The following is a 15,810-nucleotide window of genomic DNA, read 5'->3' on the forward strand; positions in this document are numbered from 1 at the left end:
GCCTCCCTCAGCGCATCTTCGGGTCGAGGGCGTTACGGACGGCCTCACCGAGCATGATGAACGCCAGCACCGTGATGCTGAGCATGATCGACGGATAGAGCATGATCCACTTGGCGACGCGGATCGAGTTGCCGCCGTCGGAGATGTCGTTGCCCCACGAGACGCCGTTCAGGCCGAGGCCCAGGTAGGACAGCGTGGCCTCGGCACCGATGTAGACACCGAGCGAGATGGTGGCGACGACGATCACCGGGGCGAGGGTGTTCGGCAGGATGTGCCGGAACATGATGCGCGGCGTGCCGGCGCCGAGCGCCTTGGCGGCCTGCACGTAGTCCGACTGCTTGGTGGTGATGACCGCGCCGCGCATGACGCGGGCGATCTGGGTCCAGCCGAAGAAGGAAAGGGCGCCGATGACCACCCAGATGGTGCGGTTCGTGAAGGAGTTCAGCACGACCATCGTGCCGAGCAGGAACGGGATGCCGAAGAACACGTCCGTCAGCCGGGACAGGATCGAGTCCAGGACGCCGCCGAAGTAGCCGGCGAACATGCCGATCAGGCCGCCCACGATGGTGACCGCGATGGTGGTGCCGAAGCCGACGGCCACGGAGGCCCGGGTGCCGTAGATGACACGCGCGTACACGCTGCGGCCCTGGGCGTCGTAGCCCAGCCAGTCGGGCGAGCCGACGTCGCTCAGCTTCGGCTTCTGGATGTAGTGCTTCGCCAGGTCGCCGAGGATCGGGTCCGCACCGGTGAACCAGCCGGGGAAGAAGGTGATGAGCAGCAGGAACACGATCAGCAGGCTGGAGACGATGAAGATCCAGCTGCGGCGCAGATCGACCCAGGCGTCGCCCCAGAGGCTGCGCGCCTTCTCGGGCTTGGGGTCGGCGGCCGGTGCGGCCGCGGCCGCGTCCGCGGGCTCCGTGCCGACGTCCTTGGTGGCGGTTTTGGTCACGTCAGGCATAGCGAATCCTCGGGTCCAGGACCGCGTAGAGCAGGTCGACAAGAAGGCTGGCGAGGAGGTAGACGAGGACCAGGATGGTCACCAGACCGACCAGGGTCGTGCCCTCGCGACGCGTGATGGCATCGGCGATCGTGCCGCCCACGCCATGGATGTTGAAGATGCGCTCGGTGACGACGGCGCCGCCCATCAGCGTGCCGAGGTCGGTGCCCAGGTAGGTGACCACCGGGATCAGCGAGTTGCGCAGGAGGTGGACGCCCACCACACGGCGCCGCGGGAGGCCCTTGGCGATGGCCGTGCGGACGTAGTCGGCGCGCAGGTTCTCGGCGATCGACGTCCGGGTGAGCCGGGTGACATAGGCCAGGGAGGCGGTGCCCAGGACGACGGCCGGCAGGATGAACTGGGTGAGGTCGGTGTCGTCGCTGACGCTGGGGGCCACCCATCCGAGCTGGTCGGCGAAGACCATCTGGAGGATGAAGCCGAGGACGAAGACCGGCATCGAGATCAGCAGGAGCGTGAGCACCAGGATCGTGTTGTCGGTGACCCGGCCGGCGCGCAGACCGCTGACGATACCGAGCGCGAGGCCCAGCACCGCCTCGAACGCGAAGGCCAGACCGGCCAGACGCAGCGTCACCGGGAAGGCGTCGCCGAGCACGTCCGTGACCGGGCGGCCGCTGGCAATCTGGGTGCCGAAGTCGCCATGCAGGACCATGTCCTTCATGTAATTCCAGTACTGCACCAGGATCGGCTGGTCCAGGCCGTACTCATGTCTCAGCGCCGCGATGACCTGCGGGCTGCCGGCCTTGTCGCCGAAGAGCCCGCGCACGGGGTCACCGGGCAGGGCATAGACCATGAGAAAGATCAGCAGAGTTGTCCCGATGAATACCGGGATCATCTGGAGCAGTCGTCGTGCGACGTAGCGCCCCATCGTGCCTCCATGTCAGTTCCGGCGGCAGCCGACGGGCCCTTCCCCCGCGCATCACCTGAAGATGCGCGTGGAAAGGGCCCCCCAGCCACAGCCGTCCGCCTCGGGGTGCGGCCCGTCGTGCGGCGCCGCACCCGCGATCGGGGCTGCTAGCGATTACTTCTTCTTGACCTCGACGCCGGTCAGGATCGGGTCGCCGTCCTGGGCGTACTTGACACCGGAGACGTTCTCCGAGTAGCCCGCGTTGACCTTGTAGTACCAGAGCGGGATGCTCGGCATGTAGTCAGGCAGCTTCTTCTCGAGGTCCTGGTACAGCTTCTCCGACTCCTCCAGCGAGCCGGCGGCGTCGGCCTGCTTGATCAGGCTGTCGACCTCCTTGTTGGAGAAGCCGCTCTGGTTGCCCGCGGAGTGGGTACCGAACAGGTCGCGCAGGAAGTTCGCGTTGAACGGGTAGTCGAGCACCCAGCCGGAGCGGTACAGCGACTTGACTTCGTGGGCGTCACGGGCGTTCAGGTCGGCCTGGAAGTCGGCCTTCGAGTCGCCGGAGCACTTGACGCCGGTGGCCTTGGTGATCGAGTTGCAGACCGCCTCGACCCAGTCCTTGTGGCCGCCGTCGGCGTTGTACTGGATGGTGATGGCATTGCCGGGAACGCCGCCGCCCTCCTTGATGAGCGCCTTCGCCTTGGTCGGGTCGTACTTGAAGATGTCGGTGCCCAGGTCAGCCTGGTAACCCTGAACGCCCTTGGCGACCCAGCCGGTTGCGGGCTCACGCGTGCCCTGGAGCACGGTCTTGGTGATGGTGTCGCGGTCGATCGCCATCGACAGGCCCTGCAGGACCTTGGGGTCGATGTCCTTCCACTGCTTGGTGTAGAAGGCCGGGGCGATCGTCTGGATCGCGGAGTAGGCCTGGTCCACGGCACGGTCGCCGAGGTCCGTCTTGTAGACGGGCAGGTCCTTGGGCGCGATCTGACGCAGGACGTCGACGTTGTTCGACTTCAGGTCCTGGTAGGCGGTCTCCAGGCTGGTGTAGTTCTTGAAGACCACACCGCCGTTCTTCGCCTTGTTGGAGCCCTTGTAGTCGTCGTAGCGCTCGACCTTGATCTGCTTCTTGTGGTCCCAGCTGACGAACTTGTAGGGACCGTTGCCGACCGGCTTCTCACCTGCGGCGGCCGGGTCCTTGTAGAAGGACTCGGGCAGCGGGGAGAAGACCTCGTAGCCCAGCTTGTAGATGAAGTACGGGATCGGGGTGGTGAGGGTGATGGTGAAGGTGGTGTCGTCGACGACCTTCAGACCCTTCATCTCCGTGGCCTTCGGCTTGCCCTTCTCGGGCGCGACGTCGGAGTAGCCCTCGATGTCGGAGTACCAGAAGCTGTTGGTCTGCTTGTTCTTCGGCTGGGCGGCCCAGTTCCACGCCTTGACGTAGGACTCGGCGGTCACCGGGGTGCCGTCGTGGAACTTCCAGCCCGACTTCAGCTTGACCGTGAAGGTCTTGTTGTCCTTCGAGTCGACCGACGATGCGTTCATCATGACGATCTTGCCGCTCGAGTCGTAGTCCACCAGCCCGGTGAACAGCGCTCGCGTCACGATGCTGCCGTTGGACTCCATGGTGTTCGCGGGCTGCAGCGGGTTCTGCGGCTCGCCGACCTCGATGGAGAACACGCCGTTCGGGTCCACCGCGGCCTTGCTGTCGCCGCCCTTGTCCCCGTCGCCGCCACCACAGGCGGTTGCTGCCAACGCGACGACGATCGCCCCCGCGACCCACTTGGCGCTCTTGGCACCGCGCATGGGTTCCTCCTCATGAGTCCACTTGTTCACTGCAAGAGGGGGCACATGACACGACGCCGCCACCCCTGACGGCGAAGAGATCCGGTGCCCCAGTGTGCTCGTGAGTCGGCGCTCCCCACAGCGCGTGACCCATTGACCCGAGCTCTACGCGCCTAACTATTAGCCATGGGGTACGGCCCGGCCACACCCTTTTGGTCTCGGTTCGATCACACCTGACGCGAACTTAGTCCAAAATCCGGACAAACCGATCCTAGATAGATGGACGCGAAACGGACGCGTTACATATCTATCGGGCAACGCTGTCCGCATTCCGGACAGTCGATCAAGGAAAAGGGGTTGTGGACATGGCGATGATCTGCCATACCCTTCCCGGCGTCCCGCGCCTGAACCCTCGGGCGTCCTAACAGGAAGGGTAGCTGCCAGTCCCCGCGCGTAGATATGGGTGTGACGCGCATCCCTGGCAACTGTGGTACCGGCTGGATGTTTCGGCGGAATGCCGGGGCTGTGTCTGTCAGCGGAAGCTGCGCTGGGGCCGGACACAGGGGAACCGTACGACGTGGGTTGTGCCCACCCTCCCCCAGCTACCGCTGGGAGGTGCCCCCAGCCCTGCGGAACGATTGCCCACAACAGTCGGCCGCTAGCCGCCCGACGGCCGACCCACGCACCGGACGTAGGCGCCCCAGCCCACCACCGCCCGCACGCGGCGGCAAACAGCAAGCTCGCCGCGCAGCCCTGGGGCTGCGCGGCGAGCTTGTCTACGGCACAGGCACAGCGCCCAGCGTCACGCGTGCTTGGCGCGCGAAGCCGAGCGAGCGCGGTCCCGCTGGTCCAGCACCACCTTGCGGATGCGGACGGCCTCCGGGGTCACCTCGACGCACTCGTCGTCGCGGCAGAACTCCAGCGACTGCTCCAGCGAAAGCTTGCGCGGCGGGACGATCGCCTCGAACGAGTCGGCCGAGGACGACCGCATGTTCGTGAGCTTCTTCTCCTTGGTGATGTTCACGTCCATGTCGTCGGAGCGCGAGTTCTCGCCGACGATCATGCCCTCGTACACCTCTGTGCCGGGGTCGGTGAACAGCACACCGCGCTCCTGCAGGTTCGTCATAGCGAACGCGGTGACGGCGCCGGCGCGGTCGGCGACCAGCGAACCGTTGTTACGGGTCGTCAGCGTGCCGAACCACGGCTCGTGGCCCTCGTGGATGGAGTGGGCGATGCCCGTCCCGCGCGTGCCGGTCAGGAACTCCGTACGGAAGCCGATCAGACCGCGGGACGGTACGACGAACTCCATGCGGACCCAGCCGGAGCCGTGGTTGGACATGTTGTCCATGCGGCCCTTGCGGACGCCCATGAGCTGCGTGACCGCGCCCATGTGCTCCTCGGGCACGTCGATCGTCATGCGCTCGACGGGCTCGTGGACCTTGCCGTCGACCTCCTTGGTGACGACCTGCGGCTTGCCGATGGTCAGCTCGAAGCCCTCGCGGCGCATCTGCTCGACCAGGATGGCGAGCGCGAGCTCACCACGGCCCTGGACCTCCCAGGCGTCCGGGCGCTCGGTGTCGAGCACACGGAGGGAGACGTTACCGATCAGCTCGCGGTCGAGACGGTCCTTGACCTGGCGGGCGGTGACCTTGCGGTCCTTGACCGCGGCCTTGGCGTCCGCGCCCTTGCCGGTGCCACCACGGCCGACCAGCGGCGAGGTGTTCGTACCGATGGTCATGGAGATCGCCGGCTCGTCGACCGTGATCAGCGGCAGCGCGATCGGGTTCTCGGGGTCGGCGAGGGTCTCGCCGATCATGATGTCCGGGATACCGGCGACTGCGCAGATGTCACCCGGGCCGGCCTTCTCGGCGGGCTTGCGGGTGAGCGCCTCGGTCATCAGCAGCTCGGTGATGCGCACGTTGGACATCGTGCCGTCGCGCTTGATCCACGTGACGGTCTGGCCCTTGCGCAGCTCGCCCTGCTCGACGCGGAGCAGCGCGATACGGCCGAGGAAGTTGTCGGCGTCGAGGTTGGTGACGTGGGCCTGGAGCGGGGCCTCCTCGTCGTACGACGGGGCCGGGATGGTGTCCAGGATCGTCGAGAAGAACGGCTCCAGGCTGTCGCTGTCGGCCGGGACGGTGCCGTCCTCCGGCTTGGTCAGCGAGGCGATGCCGTCGCGGGCGCAGGCATAGACGATCGGGAACTCGATCTGGTCCTCGTCCGCGTCCAGGTCCAGGAACAGGTCGTACGTCTCGTTGACGACCTCGTCGATCCGGGAGTCCGGGCGGTCCGTCTTGTTGATGCAGAGGATCACCGGGAGGCGGGCGGCGAGGGCCTTGCGCAGCACGAAGCGGGTCTGCGGGAGGGGGCCCTCGGAGGCGTCGACGAGGAGGACGACGCCGTCGACCATCGACAGGCCGCGCTCGACCTCGCCGCCGAAGTCGGCGTGGCCGGGGGTGTCGATGATGTTGATCGTGATGGGGTCCCCGCCGGCCTTCGGGTGGTACTTCACCGCGGTGTTCTTGGCGAGGATCGTGATGCCCTTCTCACGTTCCAAGTCGTTCGAGTCCATCATCCGCTCGTCGAGGTTTTCGGCGGCGTGGGCTGCGAAGGCGCCGGCCTGCTTCAGCATGCCGTCGACGAGGGTGGTCTTGCCGTGGTCGACGTGGGCGACGATGGCGACGTTGCGGATGTCTTGGCGCGTGGCCATGGTGCGGCGTACTCCCGGAGTGGTGAGGACGGCCTCGCGGACGTCTACGTCCCGCGGACCCTGCCGGGCTGGACACGCCACGGCCTCACCCCATCGTACGGGGCCCTCCGGGGTAGGGCTTCCTCGGGCCGTTTGGGCGCCCCTTCTTCAGAGGGCGCGCTGGGGCCGGAGTGCCGCCCCGACGTCGGGGTTTCTGCCTCACGCGCACGTGCCGTACGACCTGGGTTGTGCCCACCCTTTCCCATTGCCTCAAGGGCATGGGAGGTACCCCCATCGCCTGGGGGCACCTCCCAGCGGTAGCTGGGGGAGGAACGCATGCCCACAACGGGAGCGGCGGGCCTGCCACAACGGTGGCGGTCAGCGGGTCGGGCTTCCCTTGGGGGCGCCCGGGTGGATCCCCGCCTTCAGGAAGCCCATGTCCTCGTAGACCGGGGTCTCGAAGCCGAAGGCGCCGGCGTTGGCGAGGTTGGGGCGGGCGGCCACCAGCTCGGGGCGCTGGTAGAGGGGGATGGAGCCGGCCGCCGCCCAGATGCGGGCGTCGGCCTGCTTGATCAGCGACGTCGCCTCCTTCTCGTCCAGCTCGGCGACCGCCTGGTCGAAGAGCTGGTCGATCTGGTCGGTGCCGACACGCGTGTAGTTCTGCCCGATGCTCAGCGAGCCGTCCGCAGCGGGCACCGGCTTGCCGAAGATCGGCTGGTCGTCGGTCGCCGGGAAGGCGGTCGCGGGCCACGAGTACAGCGCGAGGTCGTACTGGCCGGACGCGATGTGGTCCTTGAAGTAGCTGTCGTCGGAGACCCTCGAGATCTCCGTGCGGATTCCGACGGCCTCCAGCATCCGCGAGATCCGGTCGCCCACGGTGCGCAGCTGTTCCGATCCGGGGCCCGAGGGGAGCACGAAGCGGAGCGTCAGCGGCTTGCCGTCCTTGGCCAGCTGGCCCTCGGCGAGAGCGTCGGCCACGGCACCGGCCGGCGACGCCGTGGTCCCGCTCGGCTTGGGGGCCGCGGTGCCCTGCGGCGCGTACGCGCCCGGGACGCCGCGTCCGCTGGCCTGCTGCCTGCCGTCCTGGCCCCGCGGATCCTGCTGCTTCTCCTGGTCGGCATCGGCGGGCACGAGCAGGGCGTCGGCCTGACGGACGAGCGCCGCGCGCTGGAGAGCGACGGCCGGGGAGGGCGCGAGCACCGCCCTGCCGATGTCGCCGGGCTTGCCGTCCGCCCGGTCGTCCTGCCCGGGCTTGCCGTCCTCCCGGCCGTCGTGCCCCGGCTTGTCGTCCTCCTCGCCCACGATGTAGACACCGTCGTCGTCTCCGGCGGCGTCCTCCTCCGCACCGGCCTCGGTGGACCGCTCGGTGCTCTTCGAGGTGTCGGCGGACCCGCCCGGTGCCCCGCCGGCCGGCTTGCCGGAGTCCCGGCCCTGGCTGCCCGCGGCGTTTCCGTTCTTCTTGCCCTTGTCCGTGCTGCCCGGCACCCACCCGGCGTCCGCGAGCAGCGCCCGCGCCGCCTTGGTGTCCTGGCCTCCGATGGCCCCGCTGTTGTCGGAGTACGCCGCCTGGCCGGCCAGCGCGAGATGGCTGCCGACCGGCTCGGCGGGCAGGCCGAGCGGCGTCAGTACGAGCCGGGCGAGCTCGTCGCGGTCGATGGCGCGGGCCACGGCGCGGCGTACACGCTCGTCGGCGAGCGGACCCTGGGCGCCGTTGAGGGCGAGCTGCGTGTAGGCGGGCTCCAGCGACTTGCGGAGGACGAAGTCGCGCAGGCCCGACTGCTCCTCGTCGTACTTCTCGACCGCCTCGCTCCGCTTCGCGCGGTCGAGCTTCTCGGCCTCGGCCGCCTGCTGGTCCGAGCCGTGTGCGACGGCCCAGGAGCGCAGCGCCTGGCCGGGGGTGGTCTCGGCGGCGGGCCCGCTCAGGGGCTGTGCCCCCTGGGCCGCCTTGTCGCGGGCGGCGAGTGCGATGCGCTGCGCGTCGGACGGCTCGACGTCGGCGAGGTCGAGGCGGCCGTCGGCGAGCGCGGCGGCCCGCTGGTCGCGCGGCACGGCGCGCAGCACGATCTGGGAGAGCTTGGCCGGCCGGCCCCACCAGCGCGGGTTGCGCTCCAGCGTCACATCGCCCGCCGCCCGGTCGATCTTCGTGAGGACGAACGGCCCGGAGCTGACCTTCAGCTTGGCCCGCGCACCGTCGTTGAAGGTGTCCGGGGTGCCCATGACGTCCTTCGGGTACAGCGGCGAGAACAGCGAGCGCCAGTCCGCGTACGGCTTGCCGAAGGTGACCCGTACCTCCAGGTCGTTGGCGCCCTTCTCGACCTTCTCGATCCGGTCGTAGCCGGCGTTGCGCGCCGTCCAGTACGCGGTGTCCTTGCCGGACAGGGCCCGCCACTGGGCGGCGAAGTCGGGGGCGCCGATCTCGCGGCCGTCGCTCCACACCGCCTGTTGGTTGATCTTGTACAGCACGACCTGCTTGGGTTCGCGCGCGACGACCTCGGCGGACTCCAGGAAGTCGGGGTTGCGCTGCGGGCGGCTCAGCGCGTCGAGCCGGAACAGGGACGGCAGGACGGCGCCGGCGATGCGCGAGGTGGTCGCGTCGGCGTCGGCCTGGAAGGCGTTGAGCGTCTCGGGCATCGCGTCGACGGCCCAGTGGAGGGTGCCGCCGTCGCTGATCAGCTCGCGCCCCGCCGACGCGACGTCCTGCCCGGCGGTCGGGCGGCTCGCCTCCTCGCTGTCGCTGCTGCAGCCGGTCAGGGCCGGCGCGACGAGCACTCCGGCCGCGAGGAGCGCGACGCATCGCAGGACAGGGCGCAGCCTGACGACGTCGAGAGACATCACTACTGGTACCTCCGGGGCTCGCGGTCGCCCGCCGCCGCCGTCCGGGCAGGATCGGACCGGGACTGCTCAGGTTGTACGGAATGCAGTGTGGAAGCCGAATATGGAGCTGATCACACGTATCGCCCTACTGAAGTGGATCGTTCGGGTTTGCCGGCAGCGACACGGCGGCGAGAGCCCCGACGTCACCCATGCGGCGCAAGTGGCGAACGGAGGCGGTCGGGGCTCCTGTGAGCACGGAGTTTCTGCGTGACCAGGGGAGCCGCTGGGCTGATCGGGGGCGCGTATGGGGCGCATGCGTGGCACACGAGCCAGGAATCCGGCCGTATCCCTTCACAAGGCCAGATGTGACGCGCGACACTCGCAGGCGCGTGAGCGTTGCCACCGCAATTGCGGAAGTGAGGGCAAGTCATGTCCCTGCAGGACGATCTGACCGCCGTACAACGCTGCATCGACGACCTCGTCCGGTCCCTCGGCCGGCTCGAGCGGCACGCCGGGAGCAGCCTGGAGATCCGCCGGGTACGCACGGACGCCGCTCATCTGCGGGAGAGCGTCGCGCTGCTGCGCGAGGCCGCGCCCGCCCTCCGGGCGCAGAAGAAGCCCGAACTCGTCGGCATCCCGGACACGCCGTACGACAGCACGCTGTGGACGGACTCGGACGACGAGGGGCTGGGCGCCCGCGACCGGCACGCTCCCTGACCAGCCCGGCCTGCCCCGGAGGCGAACCGAGCCACAAAAATGAGGGAGTGGAACTTCATTGGCCACCGGCACCGAACCACATCTGAATACGGGCGGCGTACGCCAAGGCACCCGCGCCGCCATCCCCGCCCCGCATCTGCGGACCGACCGCTGGTGGCTGGCGCCCGCCGCGACGGCGGCCGGGCTGCTGGCCTTCGTCGTCTACTCGACGTGGCGGGCCTTCTCGAACGCCCACTACTACTCGGCGCCCTACGTCTCGCCGTTCTACTCGCCCTGCCTGGCCGAGAACTGCAAGCCGATGCACGCGGGCCCGAACTGGGAGATCTTCGGGAGCTGGTGGGGCCTGTCCCCCGCCCTGCTCGTCCTGATCTTCCCGCTGGGCTTCCGGCTGACCTGCTACTACTACCGCAAGGCCTACTACCGGGGCTTCTGGGCGTCCCCGCCGGCCTGCGCGGTCGCCGAGCCGCACAGGAAGTACACCGGTGAGACCCGCTTCCCGCTGATCCTGCAGAACATCCACCGCTACTTCTTCTACGTGGCGATCCCGGTGGCGGGCATCCTGACGTACGACACGGTGCTCACCTTCCGCGACGAGAACTACGAGTGGGGCCATATGGGCCTCGGCACGCTCGTCTTTCTGGTCAACATCGTGCTGATCTGGGCGTACACCTTCTCCTGCCACTCCTGCCGGCACATCGTCGGCGGCAAGCTGAAGCACTTCTCCAAACATCCGGTGCGCTACCGGCTGTGGAGTTGGGTCGGCAGGCTCAACGCCCGGCACATGCAGCTCGCATGGGCGTCGCTGGTGAGCGTCGCGCTCGCCGACTTCTACGTGTACCTCCTCGCCAGCGGCGCCTTCGACGATCCGAGGCTGTTCTGAAATGGAAGGTGCCTGATGTCCGAAGTGGAACGGCAGCAGTGGGACGTCGTCGTGGTGGGGGCCGGCGGCGCGGGGCTGCGGGCCGCGATCGAGGCGCGTGAGCAGGGTGCGCGTACGGCCGTGATCTGCAAGTCGCTGTTCGGCAAGGCGCACACGGTGATGGCCGAGGGCGGCATCGCGGCGGCCATGGGCAACGTCAACGAGCGCGACAACTGGCAGGTCCACTTCCGCGACACGATGCGCGGCGGCAAGTTCCTCAACCAGTGGCGGATGGCCGAGCTGCACGCCCAGGAGGCCCCGGACCGGGTCTGGGAGCTGGAGACCTGGGGCGCGCTGTTCGACCGTACGAAGGACGGGCGGATCTCGCAGCGGAACTTCGGCGGGCACGAGTATCCGCGGCTCGCGCACGTCGGCGACCGTACGGGCCTGGAGCTGATCCGCACGCTCCAGCAGAAGATCGTGTCGCTGCAGCAGGAGGACAAGCGCGAGTCCGGCGACTACGAGGCGCGGCTGAAGGTCTTCCAGGAGTGCACGGTGACGCGGGTGCTCAAGGACGGAGACGGACGCGTCTCGGGCGTCTTCTGCTACGACCGCGAGTCGGGCCGCTTCTTCGTCCTCGAGGCGCCCTCGGTCGTCATGGCCACCGGTGGCATCGGCAAGTCCTTCAAGGTGACGTCGAACTCGTGGGAGTACACGGGTGACGGGCACGCGCTGGCGCTGCTGGCCGGGGCGCCGCTGCTGAACATGGAGTTCGTGCAGTTCCACCCGACCGGGATGGTCTGGCCGCCGTCGGTCAAGGGCATCCTCGTCACCGAGTCGGTCCGCGGGGACGGCGGGGTGCTGCGCAACTCCGACGGCAAGCGGTTCATGTTCGACTACATCCCGGACGTCTTCAAGGACAAGTACGCCGAGTCGGAGGACGAGGCCGACCGCTGGTACGACGACCCGGACAACAACCGGCGCCCGCCCGAGCTGCTGCCACGCGACGAGGTGGCGCGGGCCATCAACGCCGAGGTGAAGGAGGGGCGCAGTTCGCCGCACGGCGGGGTCTACCTGGACGTGTCGACGCGTATGCCCGCCGAGGTGATCAAGCGCAGGCTGCCGTCCATGTACCACCAGTTCAAGGAGCTCGCGGACGTCGACATCACGGCCGAGGCGATGGAGGTCGGCCCGACCTGCCACTACGTGATGGGCGGCATCGCGGTCGACTCGGACACGGCGGCGGCCCGCGGGGTGCCCGGTCTGTACGCGGCCGGCGAGGTCGCGGGCGGCATGCACGGCTCCAACCGGCTCGGCGGGAACTCGCTGTCCGACCTGCTGGTCTTCGGGCGGCGGGCGGGGCTGCACGCGGCCGAGTACGCGGCCGGGCTCACCGGGGAGCGCCGCCCGGCCGTGGACGCCGAACAGGTGGACGCGGCGGCGGCCGAGGCGCTGCGCCCGTTCTCGGCGGAGGGCCCGACACCCGGCGAGCCGCCCGAGAACCCGTACACGCTCCACCAGGAGCTCCAGCAGACGATGAACGACCTGGTCGGCATCATCCGCCGCGAGGCGGAGATGGAGCAGGCGCTGCGCAAGCTCGGCGAGCTGCGGGTGCGGGCGCGGCGCGCCGGGGTCGAGGGGCACCGCCAGTTCAACCCGGGCTGGCACCTGGCCCTCGACCTGCGCAACATGCTGCTGGTCAGCGAGTGCATCGCGCGGGCTGCGCTGGAGCGTACGGAGAGCCGCGGCGGCCACACCCGCGAGGACCACCCGACGATGGACCGCGAATGGCGGCACATCAACCTGCTGTGCCGGCTCGCCGACCCGACGGGCGGTCTCGCGGCCACCGACCCGGTCCGCGGCCAGATCTCCCTGGAGCGGGAGACGACCGAGCCGATCCGACCCGACCTGCTCGCCTTGTTCGACAAGGAGGAGCTGGTCAAGTACCTCGCCGAAGAGGAGCTGTACGAATGAGTTCGTACGAGGCGCGATTCAAGGTGTGGCGGGGGGACGCCGAGGGCGGGGGCCTGGAGGACTTCAAGGTCGAGGTGAACGACGGCGAGGTCGTCCTCGACATCATCCACCGCCTCCAGGCCACCCAGGCCCCCGATCTCGCGGTGCGCTGGAACTGCAAGGCCGGCAAGTGCGGTTCGTGCAGCGCCGAGATCAACGGCCGGCCCCGGCTGATGTGCATGACCCGCATGTCCGTGTTCTCCCGGGAGGAGACCATCACGGTGACGCCGCTGCGGGCGTTCCCGGTGGTACGGGACCTTGTGACGGACGTCGGTTTCAACTACGCGAAGGCGCGGGAGATCCCTTCGTTCGTGCCGCCCGCGGGGCTGGGTCCGGGGCAGTACCGGATGCAGCAGGAGGACGTCGACCGCTCGCAGGAGTTCCGCAAGTGCATCGAGTGCTTCCTGTGCCAGGACACCTGCCATGTGGTGCGCGACCACGAGGAGAACAAGGCGGCGTTCGCCGGCCCCCGCTTCCTGATGCGGGTGGCCGAACTGGACATGCACCCGCTGGACGCGGCGGAGGCGTCCGGCATCGACCGGAAGCGAACAGCCCAGGACGAGCACGGCCTCGGCTACTGCAACATCACCAAGTGCTGCACGGAGGTGTGTCCCGAGGGCATCAAGATCACGGACAACGCCCTGATCCCCCTGAAGGAACGGGCGGTCGACCGCAAGTACGACCCGCTGGTCTGGCTGGGCTCGAAGATCGGGCGACGGTCTTCTCGGGGGTCTCAGGGGTCTCAGGGGTCCTCGTAGGGTGCGACCGGCCTTGGGTCGCGGCAGAACAGAACTGGTCATACGCTCACAGACGTGACGTCTCCCTCGAGCCGAGAGCCGTCGCACAGTGGCGTATGCCCGTCACACGGCGCACGCATCGCGTATGCCCTGATATGCGCGCTGGCGGCACTGTGCTGGCTCATGGTGCCCGCCCAGGGCGCCCGCGCGGACGACCCGATCACGCTCTCCCGCACCGGCCAGATCACGGACAGGGTGGGCGCGCTGGGCGACCGCAAGGACGCCGTCGTTACGGCCCTCGACAACCTCGACCACAAGCACGACATCCAGCTCTTCGTCGCCTACGTCCGTGACTTCTCCGGCCGCGCCCCGCAGAGCTGGGCCGACACGACCGCACAGCGCAACGGGCTCGGGCTGAACGACGTACTGCTGGCCGTGGCCACGCACGACCGGCAGTACGCGTACTCGGTCGACCAGGACATGAAGCTGACCGACGCCGAGCTGCGCGACGTCGCACAGACCGCGATCGAGCCCGCGCTGCGGCAGAACGACTGGGCGGGCGCCGCCATCGGCGCCGCGAACGGCATCAGCGCGTCCCTCTCGGGCCGGCCGGTGCCCACGCCGACGATCACCCCGGGCGAGGCCGACCCCGGCGGCGCCGGCGGCGAGAACGCCACCGCTGATCTCATCGTGCCGATCGTGGTGCTGGGCGCTGTCGTCGCCGTCGCCGCGTACGCGTTCACCCGGCGCCGCAGGCGCGTGACGACCCGTACGACGCCGGGCGGCGGGTGGGGCGCGCACGGCGAGCGGGCCGTGCCCCTGTCCGAGCTCGACCAGCGGGCGAGGCAGCTGCTCGTCGAGACGGACGACGCGGTGCGCACCAGCTCCGAGGAACTCGGCTTCGCCACGGCACAGTTCGGCGAAGAGGCCACCGCGCCCTTCGGCGAGGCACTCGCGTACGCGAAGGCCGAACTCATGGCGGCCTTCCGGCTGCGGCAGCGGCTCGACGACGCCATCCCCGAGGACGACGAGACCAAGCGGCGCATGCTCGACGAGATCGCCTCGCGCTGCACCGAAGCCGGCCGCCGGCTCGACGCCGAGGCCGAGAGCTTCGACCGGCTGCGTGCCCTGGAGCACAACGCACCGCAGACACTTCAGCACGCCGAGACGGAGCTACGGGACGTCAGCGGCCGCACCGACACCGCACAGGCCACCCTCACCGCGCTGGGCGCGCGCTACGCGGCCACGGCGGTCCTGCCCGTCACGGGCCACGTCGAGCAGGCCAAGGACCGCCTCGTGTTCGCCACGACCCATCTCGACCAGGCCCGGGAGGCCGTCGGGGCGGGTGACAACGGCAAGGCGGCGGTGCATCTGCGGGCCGCCGAGGGCGCCGTGGACCAGGCACGCACGTTCGTGGACGCCGTGGACCGGCTCGCGAAGGAACTCGCCGAGGCCGCGGGCAAGCTTCCGGGTGCGGTGACGGAGACCGAGACGGACCTCGCGGAGGCGCGCGGCATGCTCACCGGCACCCCGGAGGGCGTCTCGACCGCCGACCTGCACGGCCGTATCGCGCGCGCCGAGTCGGTCGTCAGCGAGGTGCGTACGCAGATCGCCATGGGCTCGTACGACCCGATCGACGCGCTGCGGCGCGTGGAGGAGGCCGACGCGGCCCTCGACGACGCGCTCGCGGGAGCCCGCGCCCGCGAGGTGAGCAACCAGCGGGCGCGCGCCCTGCTCGACCAGGCCCTGCTCACCGCGCGCAGCGCCGTGGGCGCCGCGTCCGACTTCATCACGAACCACCGGGCCGCGGTGGGCAGCGAGGCGCGGACGCGGCTCGCCGAGGCACAGCGGCACCTCGCGGTCGCGCAGGAGACGGCGGCCGCCGGGGGCCTGGGCGGCACCCGCGCCCCGGACCGGGCACCGGCCGATCCCTCCGCCGCGCTCGCCGAGGCCCAGCAGGCGGATGCGCTGGCCCGCGAGGCGCAACGGCTCGCCGAGCGGGATGTGCGCGCGTACGGCAATCCGTACGGCGGTCCGATGGGCGGTGGCGGACGCGGGTCCGGCGGCATGAGCGGAGCCGTGCTCGGCGGGATCCTGCTCGGCGGGGTCCTCGGCGGGACGGGCCGGGGCCAGGGCGGCATGGGCGGAGGACGGGGCGGCTACGGCGGAGGCTTCGGCGCGCCGGGCGGGTTCGGGGGCGGTGCGCCGGGCAGCTTCGGCGGCGGGGGGACGCGTGGGCGGAGGGGTGGCGGCGGGAGGTTCTGAGCCGTGGGCGGGACCGCCGGAAGGCGGTCGGCGCCGCACGTGCTCGACAAGGCGACTCGGGGACAGCAAGAA

General features: G+C 69.7%; 10 protein-coding genes. 5 read left to right on the plus strand and 5 right to left on the minus strand.

What is annotated here, in order from left to right; genetic code table 11:
- Window positions 1–7: 7 nt before the first annotated feature.
- The 5 genes from ACWD4J_RS05400 to ACWD4J_RS05420 form a co-directional block, all read right to left on the minus strand.
- Window positions 8–958 (minus strand): ABC transporter permease, encoded by a 951-nt coding sequence (locus ACWD4J_RS05400; protein WP_451393956.1) that lies wholly within the window; start codon window positions 956–958, stop codon window positions 8–10.
- Window positions 951–1,883: an ABC transporter permease gene (locus ACWD4J_RS05405; RefSeq protein WP_451393957.1), complete on the minus strand. Its 933-nt coding sequence runs from the start codon at window positions 1,881–1,883 to the stop codon at window positions 951–953. The genes ACWD4J_RS05400 and ACWD4J_RS05405 overlap by 8 nt, the downstream gene beginning before the upstream one ends.
- Before the next feature lie 153 nt (window positions 1,884–2,036).
- A complete protein-coding gene (locus ACWD4J_RS05410; RefSeq protein WP_451393958.1) occupies window positions 2,037–3,665 on the minus strand; it encodes a peptide ABC transporter substrate-binding protein in 1,629 nt (542 codons plus the stop codon).
- Between the two features lie 781 nt (window positions 3,666–4,446).
- The gene (gene typA / locus ACWD4J_RS05415) at window positions 4,447–6,354 is read right to left on the minus strand and encodes a translational GTPase TypA (protein WP_451393959.1); all 1,908 of its coding nucleotides are present in this window, start codon (window positions 6,352–6,354) and stop codon (window positions 4,447–4,449) included.
- Window positions 6,355–6,711: 357 nt separating this feature from the next.
- On the minus strand, window positions 6,712–9,165 hold the full coding sequence (locus ACWD4J_RS05420; protein WP_451393960.1) for an ABC transporter substrate-binding protein: 2,454 nt from the start codon (window positions 9,163–9,165) through the stop codon (window positions 6,712–6,714).
- Window positions 9,166–9,576: 411 nt separating this feature from the next.
- Here ACWD4J_RS05420 and ACWD4J_RS05425 point away from each other — a divergent pair, with 411 nt between their 5' ends.
- From ACWD4J_RS05425 to ACWD4J_RS05445, 5 genes are all read left to right on the plus strand, one after another.
- Entirely contained in the window at window positions 9,577–9,864 is a 288-nt protein-coding gene (locus ACWD4J_RS05425) for a hypothetical protein (protein ID WP_451393961.1), read from the plus strand.
- 58 nt (window positions 9,865–9,922) lie between these two features.
- The gene (locus ACWD4J_RS05430; RefSeq protein ID WP_451393962.1) at window positions 9,923–10,744 is read left to right on the plus strand and encodes a hypothetical protein; all 822 of its coding nucleotides are present in this window, start codon (window positions 9,923–9,925) and stop codon (window positions 10,742–10,744) included.
- A gap of 15 nt (window positions 10,745–10,759) precedes the next feature.
- Complete coding sequence (locus ACWD4J_RS05435; protein WP_451393963.1) at window positions 10,760–12,697, plus strand: fumarate reductase/succinate dehydrogenase flavoprotein subunit; 1,938 nt, start codon at window positions 10,760–10,762, stop codon at window positions 12,695–12,697.
- Window positions 12,694–13,494 carry a succinate dehydrogenase/fumarate reductase iron-sulfur subunit gene (locus ACWD4J_RS05440; protein WP_451393964.1) on the plus strand — a complete coding sequence of 267 codons (801 nt, stop codon included), beginning with the start codon at window positions 12,694–12,696 and terminating at the stop codon, window positions 13,492–13,494. The genes ACWD4J_RS05435 and ACWD4J_RS05440 overlap by 4 nt, the downstream gene beginning before the upstream one ends.
- A gap of 162 nt (window positions 13,495–13,656) precedes the next feature.
- Window positions 13,657–15,738, plus strand: coding sequence for a TPM domain-containing protein (locus ACWD4J_RS05445; protein ID WP_451394025.1), 2,082 nt, complete (start codon window positions 13,657–13,659; stop codon window positions 15,736–15,738).
- The last annotated feature ends 72 nt before the right edge of the window (window positions 15,739–15,810 follow it).

The organism is Streptomyces sp. NPDC002577 (assembly GCF_053594815.1).

Bases quoted from the DNA above. Each gene is read 5' to 3' on its own strand.
- ACWD4J_RS05420 (WP_451393960.1), bottom strand. From the start codon at position 9,165: ATGTCTCTCGACGTCGTCAGGCTGCGCCCTGTCCTGCGATGCGTCGCG.
- ACWD4J_RS05400 (WP_451393956.1), bottom strand. From the start codon at position 958: ATGCCTGACGTGACCAAAACCGCCACCAAGGACGTCGGCACGGAGCCC.
- ACWD4J_RS05405 (WP_451393957.1), bottom strand. From the start codon at position 1,883: ATGGGGCGCTACGTCGCACGACGACTGCTCCAGATGATCCCGGTATTC.
- ACWD4J_RS05440 (WP_451393964.1), top strand. From the start codon at position 12,694: ATGAGTTCGTACGAGGCGCGATTCAAGGTGTGGCGGGGGGACGCCGAG.
- ACWD4J_RS05435 (WP_451393963.1), top strand. From the start codon at position 10,760: ATGTCCGAAGTGGAACGGCAGCAGTGGGACGTCGTCGTGGTGGGGGCC.
- ACWD4J_RS05410 (WP_451393958.1), bottom strand. From the start codon at position 3,665: ATGCGCGGTGCCAAGAGCGCCAAGTGGGTCGCGGGGGCGATCGTCGTC.
- typA (WP_451393959.1), bottom strand. From the start codon at position 6,354: ATGGCCACGCGCCAAGACATCCGCAACGTCGCCATCGTCGCCCACGTC.
- ACWD4J_RS05425 (WP_451393961.1), top strand. From the start codon at position 9,577: ATGTCCCTGCAGGACGATCTGACCGCCGTACAACGCTGCATCGACGAC.
- ACWD4J_RS05445 (WP_451394025.1), top strand. From the start codon at position 13,657: ATGGTGCCCGCCCAGGGCGCCCGCGCGGACGACCCGATCACGCTCTCC.